This window comes from Pseudomonas sp. MD195_PC81_125 (assembly GCF_014060985.1).
Lineage (GTDB): Bacteria > Pseudomonadota > Gammaproteobacteria > Pseudomonadales > Pseudomonadaceae > Aquipseudomonas > Aquipseudomonas parakoreensis.
Window position 1 is genome coordinate 1 of record NZ_JABULD010000607.1, and the last position, 16082, is coordinate 16082.

The 16082-nt window shown below is 59.7% G+C and carries 10 protein-coding genes and 3 pseudogenes; 8 read left to right on the top strand and 5 right to left on the bottom strand.

Annotation, left to right across the window (positions count from 1 at the left end):
• Positions 1–81 precede the first annotated feature (81 nt).
• Positions 82–900 (bottom strand): pyruvate, water dikinase regulatory protein, encoded by an 819-nt coding sequence (locus HT737_RS24555; RefSeq protein ID WP_007960912.1) that lies wholly within the window; start codon positions 898–900, stop codon positions 82–84.
• Positions 901–1074: 174 nt separating this feature from the next.
• Here HT737_RS24555 and ppsA point away from each other — a divergent pair.
• The 8 genes and pseudogenes from ppsA to HT737_RS24595 all read left to right on the top strand — a co-directional run bounded on the left by ppsA (position 1075) and on the right by HT737_RS24595 (position 9334).
• Positions 1075–3451: pseudogene (gene ppsA, locus HT737_RS24560) on the top strand (phosphoenolpyruvate synthase).
• Between the two features lie 183 nt (positions 3452–3634).
• Positions 3635–4624 (top strand): alpha/beta fold hydrolase, encoded by a 990-nt coding sequence (locus HT737_RS24565; protein ID WP_182404173.1) that lies wholly within the window; start codon positions 3635–3637, stop codon positions 4622–4624.
• Positions 4625–4850: 226 nt separating this feature from the next.
• On the top strand, positions 4851–5342 hold the full coding sequence (rraA, locus tag HT737_RS24570; RefSeq protein ID WP_182404174.1) for a ribonuclease E activity regulator RraA: 492 nt from the start codon (positions 4851–4853) through the stop codon (positions 5340–5342).
• 22 nt (positions 5343–5364) lie between these two features.
• Complete coding sequence (locus tag HT737_RS24575) at positions 5365–6360, top strand: zinc transporter ZntB (RefSeq protein ID WP_121184492.1); 996 nt, start codon at positions 5365–5367, stop codon at positions 6358–6360.
• 63 nt (positions 6361–6423) lie between these two features.
• Positions 6424–6672, top strand: a complete 249-nt coding sequence (locus HT737_RS24580; RefSeq protein ID WP_003223293.1) for a hypothetical protein — start codon at positions 6424–6426, stop codon at positions 6670–6672.
• Between the two features lie 2 nt (positions 6673–6674).
• On the top strand, positions 6675–7499 hold the full coding sequence (locus tag HT737_RS24585) for a mechanosensitive ion channel domain-containing protein (protein WP_007916401.1): 825 nt from the start codon (positions 6675–6677) through the stop codon (positions 7497–7499).
• A gap of 87 nt (positions 7500–7586) precedes the next feature.
• Positions 7587–8177: an RNA polymerase sigma factor SigX gene (sigX, locus tag HT737_RS24590; RefSeq protein WP_011333251.1), complete on the top strand. Its 591-nt coding sequence runs from the start codon at positions 7587–7589 to the stop codon at positions 8175–8177.
• 107 nt (positions 8178–8284) lie between these two features.
• A complete protein-coding gene (locus HT737_RS24595; protein WP_027613290.1) occupies positions 8285–9334 on the top strand; it encodes an OmpA family protein in 1050 nt (349 codons plus the stop codon).
• 71 nt (positions 9335–9405) lie between these two features.
• Here HT737_RS24595 and cobA read toward each other — a convergent pair whose 3' ends face one another.
• The 4 genes and pseudogenes from cobA to nirB form a co-directional block, all read right to left on the bottom strand.
• Positions 9406–10194, bottom strand: coding sequence for a uroporphyrinogen-III C-methyltransferase (gene cobA / locus HT737_RS24600; protein WP_182404175.1), 789 nt, complete (start codon positions 10192–10194; stop codon positions 9406–9408).
• A gap of 11 nt (positions 10195–10205) precedes the next feature.
• Positions 10206–12921, bottom strand: a pseudogene (locus HT737_RS24605) (molybdopterin-dependent oxidoreductase).
• Positions 12921–13238, bottom strand: a complete 318-nt coding sequence (nirD, locus tag HT737_RS24610; RefSeq protein WP_041067740.1) for a nitrite reductase small subunit NirD — start codon at positions 13236–13238, stop codon at positions 12921–12923. The pseudogene HT737_RS24605 and the gene nirD overlap by 1 nt, the downstream one beginning before the upstream one ends.
• Positions 13235–15669: pseudogene (gene nirB / locus HT737_RS24615) on the bottom strand (nitrite reductase large subunit NirB). Before nirB ends, nirD begins: the two are co-directional and overlap by 4 nt.
• Between the last annotated feature and the right edge of the window lie 413 nt (positions 15670–16082).

Here is a 16082-nt window from a genome sequence, read left to right on the forward strand (position 1 = left end):
GCTGCGATCTTTTGCTCTTGCTGTTAACGATCAACATCAAAAGATCGCACCTGCGGCAGCTCCTACAGGAGGCGAGTGGTGTTACTTGAAACGCCGTTCGACGCCTTTCTCCACCAGAATCTTCGCCGAAATCTCTTCCACCGAAAAATGCGTGGAGTTGATGTGCGGGATGTTCTCGCGGCGGAACAGGTTTTCCACTTCGCGCACTTCGAATTCGCACTGGGCATAGCTCGAATAGCGGCTGTTGGGCTTGCGTTCGTTGCGAATCGCGGTGAGGCGGTCCGGGTCGATGGTCAAGCCGAACAGCTTGTGCTGATGGGCGCGCAGGGCGGTCGGCAGGGTCAGGCGCTCCATGTCGTCTTCGGTCAACGGGTAGTTGGCCGCGCGGATGCCGAATTGCATCGCCATGTACAGGCACGTCGGCGTCTTACCACATCGCGACACGCCCACTAGTATCAGGTCGGCCTTGTCGTAATAGTGGGTGCGTGCGCCGTCATCGTTGTCGAGAGCGAAGTTCACCGCTTCGATGCGCTCCATGTAATTGGAGTTGTGGCCGATCGAATGCGACTTGCCGACGGTGTAGGAGGAATGCTCGGTCAGCTCCTGTTCGAGCGGGGCGAGGAAAGTCGAGAAAATGTCGATCATGAAACCATTGGACGTTGCGAGAATCTCACGGATGTCCTGATTGACGATGGTGTCGAAGATGATCGGGCGGAAGCCGTCGGTTTCAGCGGCTTTGTTGATTTGTTGTACCATGGCCCGCGCTTTGTCCGCGTTGTCGATATACGGCCGCGTGAGCTTGGTGAAGGTAATGTTTTCGAACTGCGCCAGAAGGCTTTGACCCAGGGTTTCGGCGGTAATGCCGGTGCCATCGGAGATAAAGAAAGCAGATCGTTTCATTTGCACCTTGGGCCTTAAGCTAATGAGCATTCTTGGATATGATAGGCGCGATTTGCCGGCCGCCATTGGCCCGCATTCTCACTTATTTTCCAGGTCCAGGCCATACAGCCGGCCAACGCTCCCCCGAGCTGCCGGTTTCTGAGCTTTTCCAACACAGTTAGTGGAGAGATCACCTTGGTAGAGTACGTAGTTTCCCTCGATAAGCTCGGCAAACACGATGTTGAGCATGTGGGGGGCAAGAACGCATCCCTGGGCGAGATGATCAGCAACCTGGCGGGTGCCGGTGTGTCGGTCCCCGGCGGCTTTGCCACCACCGCGCAGGCCTATCGCGACTTTCTCGAACTGAGCGGCCTCAACGACCAGATCCACAAGGCTCTCGACGCCCTGGACGTCGATGACGTCAACGCGCTGGCCAAGACCGGTGCACAGATCCGTCAATGGATCATGGAAGCCGAATTCCCCGAAAAAACTGAATACCGAGATCCGCACCGCGTTCGCCGCGCTGTCGGCCGGTAACCCTGACGTGGCCGTGGCCGTGCGCTCTTCCGCCACCGCCGAAGACTTGCCGGACGCCTCGTTCGCCGGTCAGCAGGAAACCTTCCTGAACATCCGTGGCGTGGAAAACGTTATCCGCGCCGCCAAAGAGGTGTTCGCTTCGCTGTTCAACGACCGCGCCATCTCCTACCGCGTGCACCAGGGCTTCGACCACAAACTGGTCGCCCTGTCGGCTGGCGTGCAGCGCATGGTGCGTTCGGAAACCGGCACCGCCGGCGTGATGTTCACCCTCGATACCGAATCCGGTTTCCGTGACGTGGTGTTCATCACCGGCGCCTACGGTCTGGGCGAAACCGTCGTCCAAGGCGCGGTCAACCCGGATGAGTTCTACGTGCACAAAGGCACGCTGGAGGCGGGTCGCCCGGCGATCCTGCGTCGCAACCTGGGCAGCAAAGCCATCAAAATGATCTACGGCGACGAGGCCAAGGCCGGTCGTTCGGTGAAGACCGTCGATGTCGACAAGGCTGAGCGCGCACGTTTCTGCCTGACCGACGCTGAAGTCAGCGAGCTGGCCAAGCAGGCGATGATCATCGAGAAGCACTACGGCTGCCCGATGGACATCGAGTGGGCCAAGGACGGTGACGACGGCAAGCTGTACATCGTGCAGGCCCGCCCGGAAACCGTGAAAAGCCGCACCCAGGCCAACGTCATGGAACGTTACCTGCTGAAAGAAACCGGCACTGTGCTGGTGGAAGGTCGTGCCATTGGCCAGCGCATCGGCGCCGGTAAAGTGCGGATCATCAAGGACGTCTCGGAAATGGACAAAGTCCAGGCCGGTGACGTGCTGGTCTCCGACATGACCGACCCGGACTGGGAACCGGTGATGAAGCGCGCCAGCGCCATCGTCACCAACCGTGGCGGCCGTACCTGTCACGCGGCGATTATCGCCCGTGAACTGGGGATTCCGGCGGTGGTGGGTTGCGGCAACGCCACCCAGCTGCTGAAGGATGGCCAGGGCGTGACCGTGTCCTGCGCCGAAGGCGACACCGGTTACATCTTCGAAGGCGAACTGGGCTTCGACGTCAAGAAAAACTCCGTGGACGCCATGCCGGAGCTGCCGTTCAAAATCATGATGAACGTCGGCAACCCGGACCGCGCCTTCGACTTCGCGCAGTTGCCGAACGCCGGTGTCGGTCTGGCGCGTCTGGAGTTCATCATCAACCGCATGATCGGCGTACACCCGAAAGCGCTGTTGAATTACGACGGCCTGCCGCAGGAAATCAAGGACAGCGTCGACAAGCGCATCGCCGGTTACCACGATCCAGTCGGTTTCTACGTCGAAAAACTGGTGGAAGGCATCAGCACCCTCGCGGCCGCGTTCTGGCCGAAGAAGGTCATCGTGCGTCTGTCGGACTTCAAGTCCAACGAGTACGCCAACCTGATCGGCGGCAAGCTGTACGAGCCGGAAGAAGAAAACCCGATGCTCGGCTTCCGTGGCGCTTCGCGTTACATCAGCGAATCGTTCCGTGACTGCTTCGAACTCGAATGCCGCGCGCTGAAACGCGTGCGCAACGAGATGGGCCTGACCAACGTCGAAATCATGGTGCCGTTCGTCCGTACACTGGGCGAAGCCAGCCAGGTGGTCGATCTGCTCGCCGAAAACGGCCTGGCCCGTGGCGACAACGGCCTGCGCGTGATCATGATGTGCGAACTGCCCTCCAACGCGATTCTCGCTGAAGAATTCCTCGAATTCTTTGACGGTTTCTCCATCGGTTCCAACGACCTGACCCAGCTGACCCTGGGCCTGGACCGTGACTCCGGGATCATCGCGCACCTGTTCGACGAGCGTAATCCGGCGGTGAAGAAGCTGCTGGCCAACGCGATTGCCGCGTGCAACAAGGCCGGCAAGTACATCGGCATTTGCGGTCAGGGCCCTTCGGATCACCCGGACCTGGCCAAATGGCTGATGGAGCAGGGCATCGAAAGCGTGTCGCTGAACCCGGACTCCGTACTGGAAACCTGGTTCTTCCTCGCTGAAGGCCAAGCGCAGGCGTAAGCAGATGTGAACGGCCCGTTCCCTTGTGGGAGCGCGCCTGCTCGCGAAGACGGAGCAACATTCATCAGTGATGTTGGCTGACACTCCGCTTTCGTGAGCAGGCTCGCTCCCACAGGAGGCGGGTTTGAGATTTGAGTAGGGCGGGCTCCTGTAGATGCCGCCCTTTTTTTGTGCAAGAGCATTATGCAAAGCAGCAGCAACCTGTTTCCTGTCGCCCTGATCAGCGCCGAACGTCGCGGTGATCTGAGCGAAGATGTGTATCGACTCAAACCCGGCAACAGTCCCGACTGGTCCGTGGAAATCGCCGTGACCCGCTTGGGCATGGCGGATGACACGGCGCCGCGCGGCGTGCCGGTGATTTTGCTGCATGGCAGTTTTTCCAACCGGCGCTTCTGGTTTTCCCCCAAAGGCCTGGGCCTGGGCGCTTACCTGACGCGTCTGGGCTTCGACGTGTGGATCCCGGAAATGCGTGGTCACGGCCTGTCGCAGCGCAACGAGGATTACCGGCGCAACCGTGTGGCTGACTACGCCCGTTACGATCTGCCGGCGATTGCCGCGTTCGTCCGTGAGCAGAGCGGGCAGGTCCCGCACTGGATCGGCCATTCGCTGGGTGGCATTACCCTGGCGGCGGCGCTCGGTGGCGAATACCTCGGCGAGCCGGCGGTGGCCTCGGCGGCGTTTTTCGGCACGCAGGTCAGCCGCACTTACTGGCCGTTGAAGATCCCGCCAGTGGAGTGGAGCGGGCGCTTCATTCTCAAGCGCTTCGCGCAGTTGTCGGGCTCCCGCCTCAAGCGCGGACCGGAAGACGAACCCATCGGTCTGGCGCTGGAAAGCATGCGCTGGTACGGCCTGTTCGGGCGGTTTGGCGACAAGGACAAGGATTGGTGGGCGGGACTTGCCGAGGTGCAGGTGCCGGTGCTGGCCGTGACGGCAGCGGGGGATCACCAGGATCCGGAGTGGGCCTGTCGCAAACTGTTCGAGCAGATCGGCTCCGAGCACAAACAGTTCGTCAATCTGGGGCGCGAGCAGGGCTTCAGCGACAACTTCGGGCATGTCGAGATGCTGGTGAGCAAAGCGGCGCAGGCCGAGGTTTGGCCACTGGTGGCGCGCTGGTTGAGCGATCAGCAGACGCCGTTGCTCGGCGACAAGCCGGATCTTGCCGCTGCGGTCTGAGTCCGGGGCTCTGAAAAGGGCATTTCGTTCAGGTCGGCTTGCGGCTAAGATATGACGCATTGTGCGATTCTGGTCATATTTGGTGGCTGTTTAGCTATTACGTTTCAGCGTTTGTTCAGGTTCGTTCAGCGACCATGGCATGAACTAAGGTAAACAGCGACCGCCGGGACTCGTTTCAACAGAGTGCGACATCTTTGATCGTCTTCCTTTTTACAGGAGTTTTTCGATGAACCATTACCTCACGCCTGACCTGTGCGACGCCTATCCGGATCTGGTGCAGGTGCTGGAACCGATGTTCAGCAATTTCGGCGGCCGTGATTCCTTCGGCGGCGAAATCGTGACCATCAAATGTTTCGAAGACAACTCGCTGGTCAAGGAGCAAGCCGAACTCAAGGGCAATGGCAAGGTGCTGGTGGTCGATGGCGGCGGTTCGCTGCGCCGCGCGTTGCTGGGCGACATGATCGCCGAGAAAGCCGCGAAAAACGGCTGGGAAGGGATGGTCATCTACGGTTGCATCCGTGACGTCGACGTTATTGCCCAGACCGATCTCGGCGTTCAGGCGTTGGCCAGCCATCCGATGAAGACCGAAAAACGTGGCATCGGTGACCTCAACGTAGCGGTGACTTTCGCCGGCGTGACGTTCCATCCGGGCCAATACATCTATGCGGACAACAACGGCGTGATCGTTTCGCCGAGCCCGCTGCAGATGCCTGAATAAAGTTTTCGACAAAGGGATGCGGATGTTCGAGGAAGAAAACGCGCAGTGGGGGCTGGTGCATGCCCTGGTGCTGGACGGTAAAGGCGGTGCGCGTTCGATTGCCCGGACTGAGCTCGACGATCTGCAACTGCAGGCTCATGAGAGCCTGTGGCTGCATTGGGATCGAAGTCATCCGCAAACCCAGACCTGGCTGCGCAAATCCAGCGGCCTGAATGAATTCGCCTGCGACCTGCTGCTGGAAGAGAACACTCGGCCGCGCCTCCTGCCATTGCCGGATGCCGAGTTGCTGCTGTTTCTGCGCGGGGTCAACCTCAACCCGGGGGCCGAGCCGGAAGACATGGTCTCGGTGCGGATTTTCGCCTCCGCCCAGCGCGTCATCTCGCTGCGTCTGCGCCCGTTGCGTGCCACCGATGAACTGCTGGCGCTGCTAAGCGAAGGCAAAGGCCCGAAAACCTCTTCTGAACTGATCCTGTATCTGGCGCAATTCCTCACCCACAAGGTGCAGGATCTGGTCACCTGCCTGTCGGAGCTGGTCGATGAAGAGGAAGAAAAGCTCGATGCCGACGAACGGTATACCCCCGAACATGGCTCGATTTTGCACATCCGTCGCAGAGCGGCCGGATTGAAACGTTTTCTGGCGCCGCAGCGGGATATTTTCGGACAACTGACGCGGATAAAACTGCCATGGTTTGTCGATGATGATGCCGACTACTGGAACGAATTGAACAACAGCCTGACCCGCTATCTCGAAGAGCTGGAACTGACCCGAGAGCGCATGGGGCTTGTGCTGGAGGCCGAAGACCGGCGTTTGAACGTGCGCATGAATCGCACGATGTACCGCTTCGGCATCATCACCTGCATCTTTTTGCCGATGAGTTTTCTCACCGGCCTTTTGGGTATCAACGTGGGCGGCATTCCGTTCTCGAGCAGCCCTTATGGTTTCCTGATTGCCTGTCTGACAGTGCTGGCGATGGCCTTCGGTCAATGGTGGTTATTCCGCCGTTTGCGCTGGGTGTGAATATGCAACATGTGACCCGACCAAATTTGCCCGCGTCTTTCACAGATATCACGAGAGGTGCGTATGCACGATCCGTTTGAACAGTCTTTGCGCGACATGCTCAACGCTTCGCCGTCCAGCCGCGACGACGATGCCTGCCTGGGTCGCGTACTCAAAACCGCCAACCGCCAGGTGGGCGCCGGTGATCTGTTCAGCCTGCTGGGCCGCTGGTTGCCCGCGCTGATGATCGCCCTGAATAACGGATCGGCCCACGTTTCGCCGGTTTCCCGTCTTCGTAAAACTACTGCACGCACTGCTGATAAGGCTGATTGAATATGGAACTTGATCTCTGGACTCAGAGCCTCGTCACTGCAATGACTGCGTTGTGGACCAAAGTCGCCAATTTCATCCCGAACCTGTTCGGCGCACTGGTCGTGCTGCTGTTGGGCTTCGTGGTGGCCAAGTTGCTCGATACCTTGCTGTCCAAGCTGCTGGCCAAGCTGGGCCTTGATCGCCTGATGGGCGGCACCGGTCTGACCAAATTGATGTCGCGAGCCGGCCTGCAAGTGCCGATCTCGACCTTGATCGGCAAGATCGTTTACTGGTTCGTTCTGCTGATTTTTCTGGTTTCTGCAGCAGAGTCCCTTGGACTTGAGCGAGTTTCAGCTACGCTGGACATGCTGGCGTTGTATTTGCCGAAAGTTTTCGGCGCCGCGCTGGTGTTGCTGGTGGGTGTTTTGCTCGCGCAATTGGCCAATGGCCTCGTGCGCGGGGCGGCAGAAGGCGTAGGGCTGGACTACGCTTCGGGTTTGGGCCGCATTGCCCAGGGACTGGTGATCATCATCAGCATCTCGGTCGCGATCAGTCAACTTGAGGTCAAGACCGACCTGCTGAACCATGTGATCGTCATCGTATTGATTACCGTTGGTCTGGCCGTAGCGCTGGCCATGGGGTTGGGAAGCCGGGAAATTGCCGGTCAGATTCTTGCGGGAATCTATGTGCGTGAGTTGTACCAGGTTGGGCAACAAGTGCGTGTTGGTGAGGTCGAAGGCCAGATCGAAGAGATCGGCACGGTTAAAACCACATTGCTGACCGATGAGGGTGAGCTAGTCTCACTTTCCAATCGGATCCTGCTGGAACAGCATGTGAGTAGCCGCTAACCCGGCAAACCCTGCTAATGTATGCCGCCGCAAAATGCCCTGAGAGGGGTGCGGCGGACATTGACCTGACTGTCGGCACGACTTGTTTTGAATAAAGCCCAAACGCTATCCACGCGCTACGACCCCCGTGAGCTCTCTGATGAGGAGCTGGTCGCGCGCTCGCATACCGAGCTGTTTCACGTGACGCGCGCCTATGAAGAGCTGATGCGGCGTTACCAGAGAACATTATTTAACGTTTGTGCGAGATATCTTGGGAACGATCGCGACGCAGACGATGTCTGTCAGGAAGTGATGCTTAAGGTGTTGTACGGCCTGAAGAACTTCGAGGGGAAATCGAAGTTCAAAACCTGGCTCTACAGCATCACGTATAACGAATGCATCACGCAGTATCGGAAGGAACGGCGAAAGCGTCGCTTGATGGACGCCTTGAGTCTGGACCCGCTGGAAGAAGCGTCGGAAGAAAAGGCGCCGAAACCCGAGGAGAAGGGCGGACTTGATCGCTGGCTGGTGTATGTGAACCCGATTGACCGTGAAATTCTGGTGCTACGATTTGTCGCAGAGCTGGAGTTTCAGGAGATCGCAGACATCATGCACATGGGTTTGAGTGCGACAAAAATGCGGTACAAACGTGCTCTAGACAAATTGCGTGAGAAATTTGCAGGCATTGCTGAAACTTAGTTCAGCGCAAATATCTCTTACGTGTAGGCAAGTTCTGATAGACTTGCCGCCGAGTTGTCCCCCGGTTTGCGGGACTGCTTCACAATCACCAGATGGGGATTTAACGGATGAAACTGAAAAACACCTTGGGCTTGGCCATTGGTTCTCTTATTGCCGCTACTTCGTTCGGCGCACTGGCACAAGGCCAAGGCGCAGTTGAAGGCGAGATCAACTACAAGAAGCAGTACAACGACAGCATTGATCATGTCGAAGACGGCTTCAACCCAGGCGCCAAAATCGGTTACTTCCTGACCGATGACGTCTCGATCAACTTCGGCTGGGATCGTAACAACCACACCCGTTCGAACGACGGTACCGGCAGCCAGAAACTGCGTGGTGACAACTTCGGTCTGACCGCTCAATACCACTTCAACAACGCTGGCGACGCTCTGCGTCCATACGTTGAAGGTGGCGTTAAGCACGGCAACCTGACCAACGTAGCTGCTGACGGCCACACCGGTCGCGACCAGTCGACTTTCCTGACTGCTGGCGCTGGCGTTAAGTACTACTTCGCCGAAAACTTCTTCGCCCGTGCTGGCGTAGAAGCTGACTACAAACTGGACAACGGCCGTTGGGACTACGCTCCATCGGTTGGTCTGGGTGTGAACTTCGGTGGCGGCGGCAAGCCAGCTGCTGCTCCAGTTCCAGCTCCGGCTGAAGTCTGCTCCGACAGCGACAACGACGGCGTTTGCGACAACGTTGACAAGTGCCCGGACACCCCAGCCAACGTAACTGTTGACGCTGATGGCTGCCCAGCAGTTGCTGAAGTTGTTCGTGTAGAGCTGGACGTGAAATTCGACTTCGACAAGTCGGTCGTCAAGCCAAACAGCTACGCTGACATCAAGAACCTGGCTGACTTCATGAAGCAGTACCCAGCCACTCACACCACTGTTGAAGGTCACACTGACTCCGTCGGTCCTGACGCTTACAACCAGAAACTGTCCGAGCGTCGTGCAAACGCCGTTAAGCAAGTTCTGACCCAGCAGTACGGTGTTGAGTCGTCCCGCGTTCAGTCGATCGGCTACGGCGAATCCCGCCCAGTTGCTGACAACAAAACTGAAGCTGGCCGTGCTGTTAACCGTCGCGTAGAAGCGCAGGTTGAAGCTCAAGCTAAGTAATTAGCTGCCGCTACGAGAAAAGCCCGGCTCAGGCCGGGCTTTTTCTTTGCCTGCGATTTGGCGTTGAAGCGCTACAAATCGCAACCTGCGGCAGCTCCTGCACGGGGTCTGCTTCTGTAGGCGCTGCCGAAGGCTGCGCTCCTTTGATTTTCAACAACTGCGGCCACCGCGCCAATGACCAGAATGGCCGGGCTCTTCAGTCCAAACCTGCAGGCGTCGTTACCCATGCTCATCAGATCACTGCGGCACTCGCGCTGTTCTGGCAGAGAGGCATTCTCGATCATCGCCACTGGCATATCCGCCGCCATCCCGCCGGCCAGCAGTTGATCGCGGATCTCGTCCAGTTTGGCCACCCCCATGTAGATCACCAGTGTCGTCCCGCCTTGCGCCAGCGCCTGCCAGTTCAATTGGCTATCGTCCTGGGTATGCGCGGTCACCAGCGTCACCCCGCGCGCCACGCCACGCAACGTCAGCGGAATATCGCACTGTGTCGCGCCAGCAAGTCCGGCGGTAATGCCGTTGACCAGCTCGACCTCAACCCCGCGTTCGCGCAACCACTGCGCCTCCTCACCACCACGGCCGAAAATGCACGGGTCACCGCCCTTGAGCCGCACCACGCATTGGCCCTGGCGGGCATAACGCAGCATCAGCCGGTGGATGAAGGCCTGCGGCGTCGAGCGACAGCCACCGCGCTTGCCCACGGCAATGATTCGCGCCGTAGGGCAATGCTCCAGCACGGCGTCATTGACCAGATCGTCAATCAACACCACCTCTGCTTCGCGCAACGCGCGTACCGCTTTGAGCGTCAGTAATTCGGGATCACCGGGGCCTGCGCCCACCAGCCAGACTTTTGCATTCATGGTGTTTTCCTTCAGATGACCGATACCGGCTGCAAATCAGCGGCCAGCAAACGCTTGATTTCAGGGACACACGAGCCGCATTGCGTGCCGCACCCCAGTTGTTGTTTGAGACCTTGCAGATCCAGGCCCTGGCGAATTCCGGCACACACCGCGCTGTGGCTGACGTTTTTGCAGTTGCACAGGGTTTTGCCCGAATTGGTCTGAACGCCGGCATTGCCGGGTGGTGCACTCATCGGCGCCAGAAGCCAGCGGCGCAGTTGTTCATCGGCGCGACCCTCCAGCCACAAGCCTTGCAGCCAGTGCTGAGCCAGGGTTTCGCCCGCGAGGCGGATTGCGGTGATTCGGCCGTTTTCGATGCGTACCCGTTTGCCAATGGCGCGGCGCGGGTCGTCGTAGGCCAGCACTGGGCCGTCGAGCAGCGCCAGGCACTGGTCGATATCGCGCAGCCGTTGCGGCTCTGGCGGCGTGACGCTGGCAGCGCGTATCAGCAGCGCGGGCCGCTCACGTCCGACAAGGCTGAGGCCCACGTAGGAAAACGCCTCGCAGAGGGGGCGTAGCGTCTCGAAATGCCGTTGAACATCGCCCTCGATCAGGGCGAACAAGTGCCATGGCAGATTTACCGTTTCCAGACGCACGCCGCTGTGTTTGAGTTCGGGCTGCTTCGACAGAGGATCGAAGGCCGGCAAGGTCAGACTGTTGACCCCGCCCTTGAGAAACCGGTCGCCCCAATGCATCGGCAGAAACGCCTGGCCGGGGCGCACGCTGTCATCGCTGGCGACCGCGACGATAACGGCACCGCGCCGACTCTTCAGGTTGACCAGATCCCCCCGGCTGCAAGCGCTGCCGGCGTAGCTCGTCCGGGTGCAGGCTTAACACGGCTTCGCTGACATGCCCGAACAATTGCGCCGCCGTGCCGGTGCGGCTCATGCCGTGCCATTGATCGCGCAGCCGGCCGGTGATCAGCGTCAGTGGGAACCGTGCATCGCGTTGTTCTTTGGCGGCGCGATAGGGATCGGCGACGAACTGCGCACGACCGTTAGCCGTGGGAAAAATCCCGTCGCCATACAAGCGTGCCGTGCCTTGCCGGGCGCCGGCGGGGAAGGGCCATTGCTGCGGTCCCAGTTCATCGATCAATTGATGGCTGAGGCCCGACAAGTCCAGATCCCGTCCACGGGTCAGTTGTTTATATTCGTCGAACAACTGCGCCGGCTGTTCGAAAGCAAACAGGCTCGGCTGAAGTGGGCGCAGACGTTTCTCCAGCCGCTGTGCGAAATCCACGGTGATCGCCCAGTCCGGCCGTGCTTCGCCCGGTGGGAGAATGGCCTGTCGTACGTGGGAAATGCGCCGTTCGGAGTTGGTCACCGAACCTTCTTTCTCGCCCCAACTGGCAGCGGGTAACAACAGGTCGGCGAAGGCGGCGGTTTCGGTGGTGCGGAAGGCTTCCTGCAACACCACGAACGGGCAGGTCTGCAGCGCCTCGCGCACCGCCTGCTGGTCAGGCATGGACTGTGCGGGATTGGTGCAGGCAATCCACAGCGCCTTGATCTGGCCGCTGCGCATCCGCTGGAACAGCTCGATAGCGCTGAGGCCACTGGTTTGAGGCAGTTGATCGACACCCCAACAGGCTGCCACTTCGTCGCGATGCTCGGGATTGGCCGCTTCACGGTGACCGGGCAGCAAATTAGACAGGCTGCCGGTTTCCCGCCCGCCCATGGCATTTGGCTGACCGGTCAAAGAGAAAGGTCCTGCACCCGGGCGGCCGATTTGCCCGGTGGCCAGGTGCAGATTGATCAGCGCGCTGTTTTTTGCGCTGCCAGCGGTGGACTGATTCAGGCCCATGCACCACAGCGACAGGAAACTTGGCGCGGTGCCCACCCATTCCGCGCACTGCTGCAAATGTTCGACACTGATCCCGCAGAGTTGCGCAACCATTTGCGGGGTGTAGTCGCGCACCAGATTTTTCAGCTCGGGCAAACCGTCGGTGTGCGCCTGGATGAAGTCGCGGTTGATCCGGTCTTCCCACAGCAGCAAATGCAAAATCCCATGGAACAGCGCGACATCGGTGCCGGGCAGAATCGCCAGATGCAAGTCGGCCAACTCACAGGTGTCGGTGCGCCGGGGATCGATGACGATGACCTTCATCTGCGGCCGGCGCGATTTTGCCTCTTCCAGGCGTCGGAAAAGGATTGGGTGGGCGTAGGCCATGTTACTGCCGGCGATCATCACGCAATCGCTCAGTTCCAGGTCTTCGTAGCTGCACGGCGGCGCATCGGCGCCGAGGCTGCGCTTGTAACCGACCACTGCCGACGACATGCACAGCCGGGAATTGCTGTCGATGTTGTTGGTGCCGACCAGTGCTCGTGCCAATTTGTTGAAGGCGTAATAGTCCTCGGTCAGCAACTGCCCGGAAATGTAAAACGCCACGCTGTCCGGGCCGTGTTCGGCGATGGTCTCGGCAAAAACCTGGGTCGCGTGATCCAGCGCCGTGTCCCAGTCGCAACGGCTGCGCGCCAGGCCTTTGCCCAAGCGCAGTTCCGGGTGCAGCGCCCGGGCAGCCAGATCGCCGGTCAAGTGCAGGGTCGAGCCTTTGCTGCACAGTTTGCCGAAGTTGGCCGGATGCGCCGGATCGCCGCTGACGCCGAGAATGCGCTCGCCGTCATGCTCGATCAGCACGCCGCAGCCGACGCCGCAGTAGCAGCAGGTCGAGGCGGTCGTCTGGCGGTTCATCAGACCGCTTCCCGCAGGGCCAATTGCACGCGGCCGTTTTCGACCCGGGCCGGATGATGGTGCGCGCAGCCGATGTCCGGAGCCTGGGCCTCGCCGGTTTGCAGGTCGATTTGCCAGTTGTGCAGCGGGCAGGCCACGCGTTTGCCGTAGATCAAACCTTGTGACAGCGGCCCGCCCTTGTGCGGGCAGCGGTCGTCGAGAGCGAAAACTTCATCATCACTCGTCCGAAAAATCGCGATGTCGCCTTTTGGCCCGGCAATGATTCGCGAACCGAGGGCATTGATCTCTTCCAGGGCACAGATATCGAGCCAGTTCATGCCGGCACCTCCAGGTTTTTCACGGGGATCACGTCGAATTCTTTCTTCAGTTGCGGCTGCGCGAGGCGCTCTTTCCATGGGTCTTGCTCAAACGACAGGGAGAATTGCAGGCGCTCATTCAGGGCCTTGCGGCGCTCGGGGTCTTCCAGCACGGCTTTCTTGATGTGCTCCATGCCGACCCGTTGCAGGTAGTGCACGGTGCGTTCGAGGTAGAAGGCTTCTTCGCGGTACAGCTGCAGAAACGCGCCGTTGTATTCGCGGACTTCCTCGGCGGTTTTCAGCTTGACGAAGAACTCGGCGACTTCGGTCTTGATCCCGCCGTTGCCGCCGATGTACATCTCCCAACCGGAGTCGACGCCGATGATTCCTACGTCCTTGATCCCCGCTTCCGAGCAGTTGCGTGGGCATCCGGAGACAGCGAGTTTCACTTTGTGCGGTGACCACATGTTGAAGAGGTCGTGTTCCAGCTCGATGCCCAGCTGCGTCGAATTCTGCGTGCCGAAACGGCAGAACTCGCTGCCGACGCAGGTTTTCACGGTGCGGATGGATTTGCCGTAGGCGTGGCCGGAGGGCATGTCGAGGTCCTTCCAGACGCCGGGCAAGTCCTGTTTCTTGATCCCCAGCAGGTCGATGCGCTGACCGCCGGTGACCTTGACCATGGGTACGTTGTATTTGTCCGCCACGTCGGCAATCCGGCGCAGTTCCGAAGGGTTGGTCACGCCGCCCCACATCCGTGGCACCACCGAATAGGTGCCGTCCTTCTGAATGTTGGCGTGGGCACGTTCGTTGATCAGGCGCGATTGCGGATCGTCTTTGGCTTCGCCGGGCCAGGTGGAAATCAGGTAGTAGTTCAGCGCCGGACGGCAGGTGGCGCAGCCATTCGGGGTGCGCCAGTTGAGGTAGCTCATGGTGCCGGCGATGGTCAGCAGATGCTGTTCGCGGATCGCCTGGCGGATCTGTCCGTGGTTGAGGTCGCTGCAACCACAGATGGCTTTTTTCGCTTTTCGGTTTGACGTCCGCCGCGCCGCCGACGGTGTTGATCAGGATCTGCTCGACCAGCCCGGCGCAGGAGCCGCACGAGCTTGCAGCTTTGGTGTGCTTCTTCACTTCATCGACGCTGAACAGACCGTGTTCCTGAATCGCCTTGACGATGGTGCCCTTGCACACGCCGTTGCAGCCGCAGACTTCGGCGGTGTCGGCCATGGCCATGGCTTTGTCCTGGCCCTGATGTCCTACGTCGCCGATAGAATTTTCACCAAACATCAGGTGATCGCGGATCTCGCCGATGGCATGATTCTCACGAATCTGTCGGAAATACCAACCGCCATCTGCCGTATCGCCGTACAGACAGGCGCCGACCAGCACGTCATCCTTGATCACCAGTTTTTTGTACACGCCGCCGATCGGGTCGGAGAGGGTGATGGTTTCGGTGCCTTCGCCGCCCATGAAATCGCCGGCGGAAAACAGGTCGATGCCGGTGACTTTCAATTTGGTCGAGGTGACCGAACCCTGATACCGGGCGAAACCCAGTTGCGCGAGATGGTTGGCGCACACCTTGGCCTGTTCGAACAGCGGCGCCACCAGGCCATACGCGATGCCGCGATGGCTGGCGCACTCGCCAATGGCATAGATGCGCGGATCGTAGGTTTGCAGGGTGTCGTTGACCAGAATCCCGCGATTGCACGGGATGCCGGCGCGTTCCGCCAGTTCGGTGTTGGGGCGGATGCCGGCCGCCATCACTACCAGATCGGCAGGGATGATCTCGCCGTTCTTGAACTGCACCGAGCCGACCCGGCCATTGCCCGCGTCGTGCAGGGCCTGGGTCTGCTCGCACAGACGAAAGTGCAGGCCACGGGCTTCGAGGGCGCTTTGCAGCAGTTGCCCGCTGGTCTTGTCCAGTTGCCGCTCCAGCAGCCATTCGCCGATGTGCACCACCGTGACGTGCATGCCGCGCAGCATCAGGCCGTTGGCGGCTTCGAGGCCGAGCAGGCCGCCGCCGATGACCACCGCGTGCTTGTGGGTTCTGGCGGTGTCGATCATGGCCTGGGTGTCGGCGATGTCGCGGTAGCCGATCACCCCCCTGCAAGTCATTGCCCGGGATCGGCAGGATGAACGGTGTCGAGCCGGTGGCAATCAGCAGGCGATCATATTCGGCTTCAGTGCCGTCTTCGGCGATCACCCGGCGTTTGACCCGGTCGATCTGCACCACCTTGCGGTTGAGCAGCAACTTGATGTGGTTTTCCAGGTACCAGTCGAGGTCGTTGAGCACGATCTCTTCGAAGGTCTGCTCACCGGCCAGCACCGGCGACAGCAGGATGCGGTTGTAGTTGGTGTGCGGTTCGGCACCGAAGACCGTGATGTCGTACAGCTCGTTGCTCAGCTTGAGCAGTTCTTCCAGGGTGCGAACCCCGGCCATGCCATTGCCGATCATCACCAGTTTGAGTTTTTTTCATCAGGTTCTCCGGGGAGCGGTGGCTGGCCTCTTGTGGGCAGTCAGGCCGTGCTCGACAAAAAGTTGCGCAAAACAAAAAAAGGCGTCCCGCTAGTTGCCTAGCGAGGACGCCTTTGTCCTGGTCCCGTTCTCTCGGGAAGCGCAACCTTCGTCGTTGAAGGTTGGGCTTTATGTATGGTGAAACGGGTAATGCAGTGGTTGTGCCAAGTGGGAGAATGGCGTGTTTATTAGGCGAAAGCGGTTATAGACGGGGATTTTTTGCACCGAATCGACGCGGGTTGCTCGTTCGCGGGGCATTCAGGCAGACAGAATTGCTGTGATTGGGCTGGCCTCTTCGCGAACAGGCTCGCTCCCACAGTGGATCGGTGTCGTTCACAAAACCCCTGTGGGAG

Coding starts and splice junctions, on each gene's coding strand:
- HT737_RS24565 (WP_182404173.1), top strand. CDS start 3,635: ATGCAAAGCAGCAGCAACCTGTTTCCTGTCGCCCTGATCAGCGCCGAA.
- HT737_RS24595 (WP_027613290.1), top strand. CDS start 8,285: ATGAAACTGAAAAACACCTTGGGCTTGGCCATTGGTTCTCTTATTGCC.
- rraA (WP_182404174.1), top strand. CDS start 4,851: ATGAACCATTACCTCACGCCTGACCTGTGCGACGCCTATCCGGATCTG.
- cobA (WP_182404175.1), bottom strand. CDS start 10,194: ATGAATGCAAAAGTCTGGCTGGTGGGCGCAGGCCCCGGTGATCCCGAA.
- HT737_RS24580 (WP_003223293.1), top strand. CDS start 6,424: ATGCACGATCCGTTTGAACAGTCTTTGCGCGACATGCTCAACGCTTCG.
- nirD (WP_041067740.1), bottom strand. CDS start 13,238: ATGAACTGGCTCGATATCTGTGCCCTGGAAGAGATCAATGCCCTCGGT.
- HT737_RS24555 (WP_007960912.1), bottom strand. CDS start 900: ATGAAACGATCTGCTTTCTTTATCTCCGATGGCACCGGCATTACCGCC.
- HT737_RS24585 (WP_007916401.1), top strand. CDS start 6,675: ATGGAACTTGATCTCTGGACTCAGAGCCTCGTCACTGCAATGACTGCG.
- HT737_RS24575 (WP_121184492.1), top strand. CDS start 5,365: ATGTTCGAGGAAGAAAACGCGCAGTGGGGGCTGGTGCATGCCCTGGTG.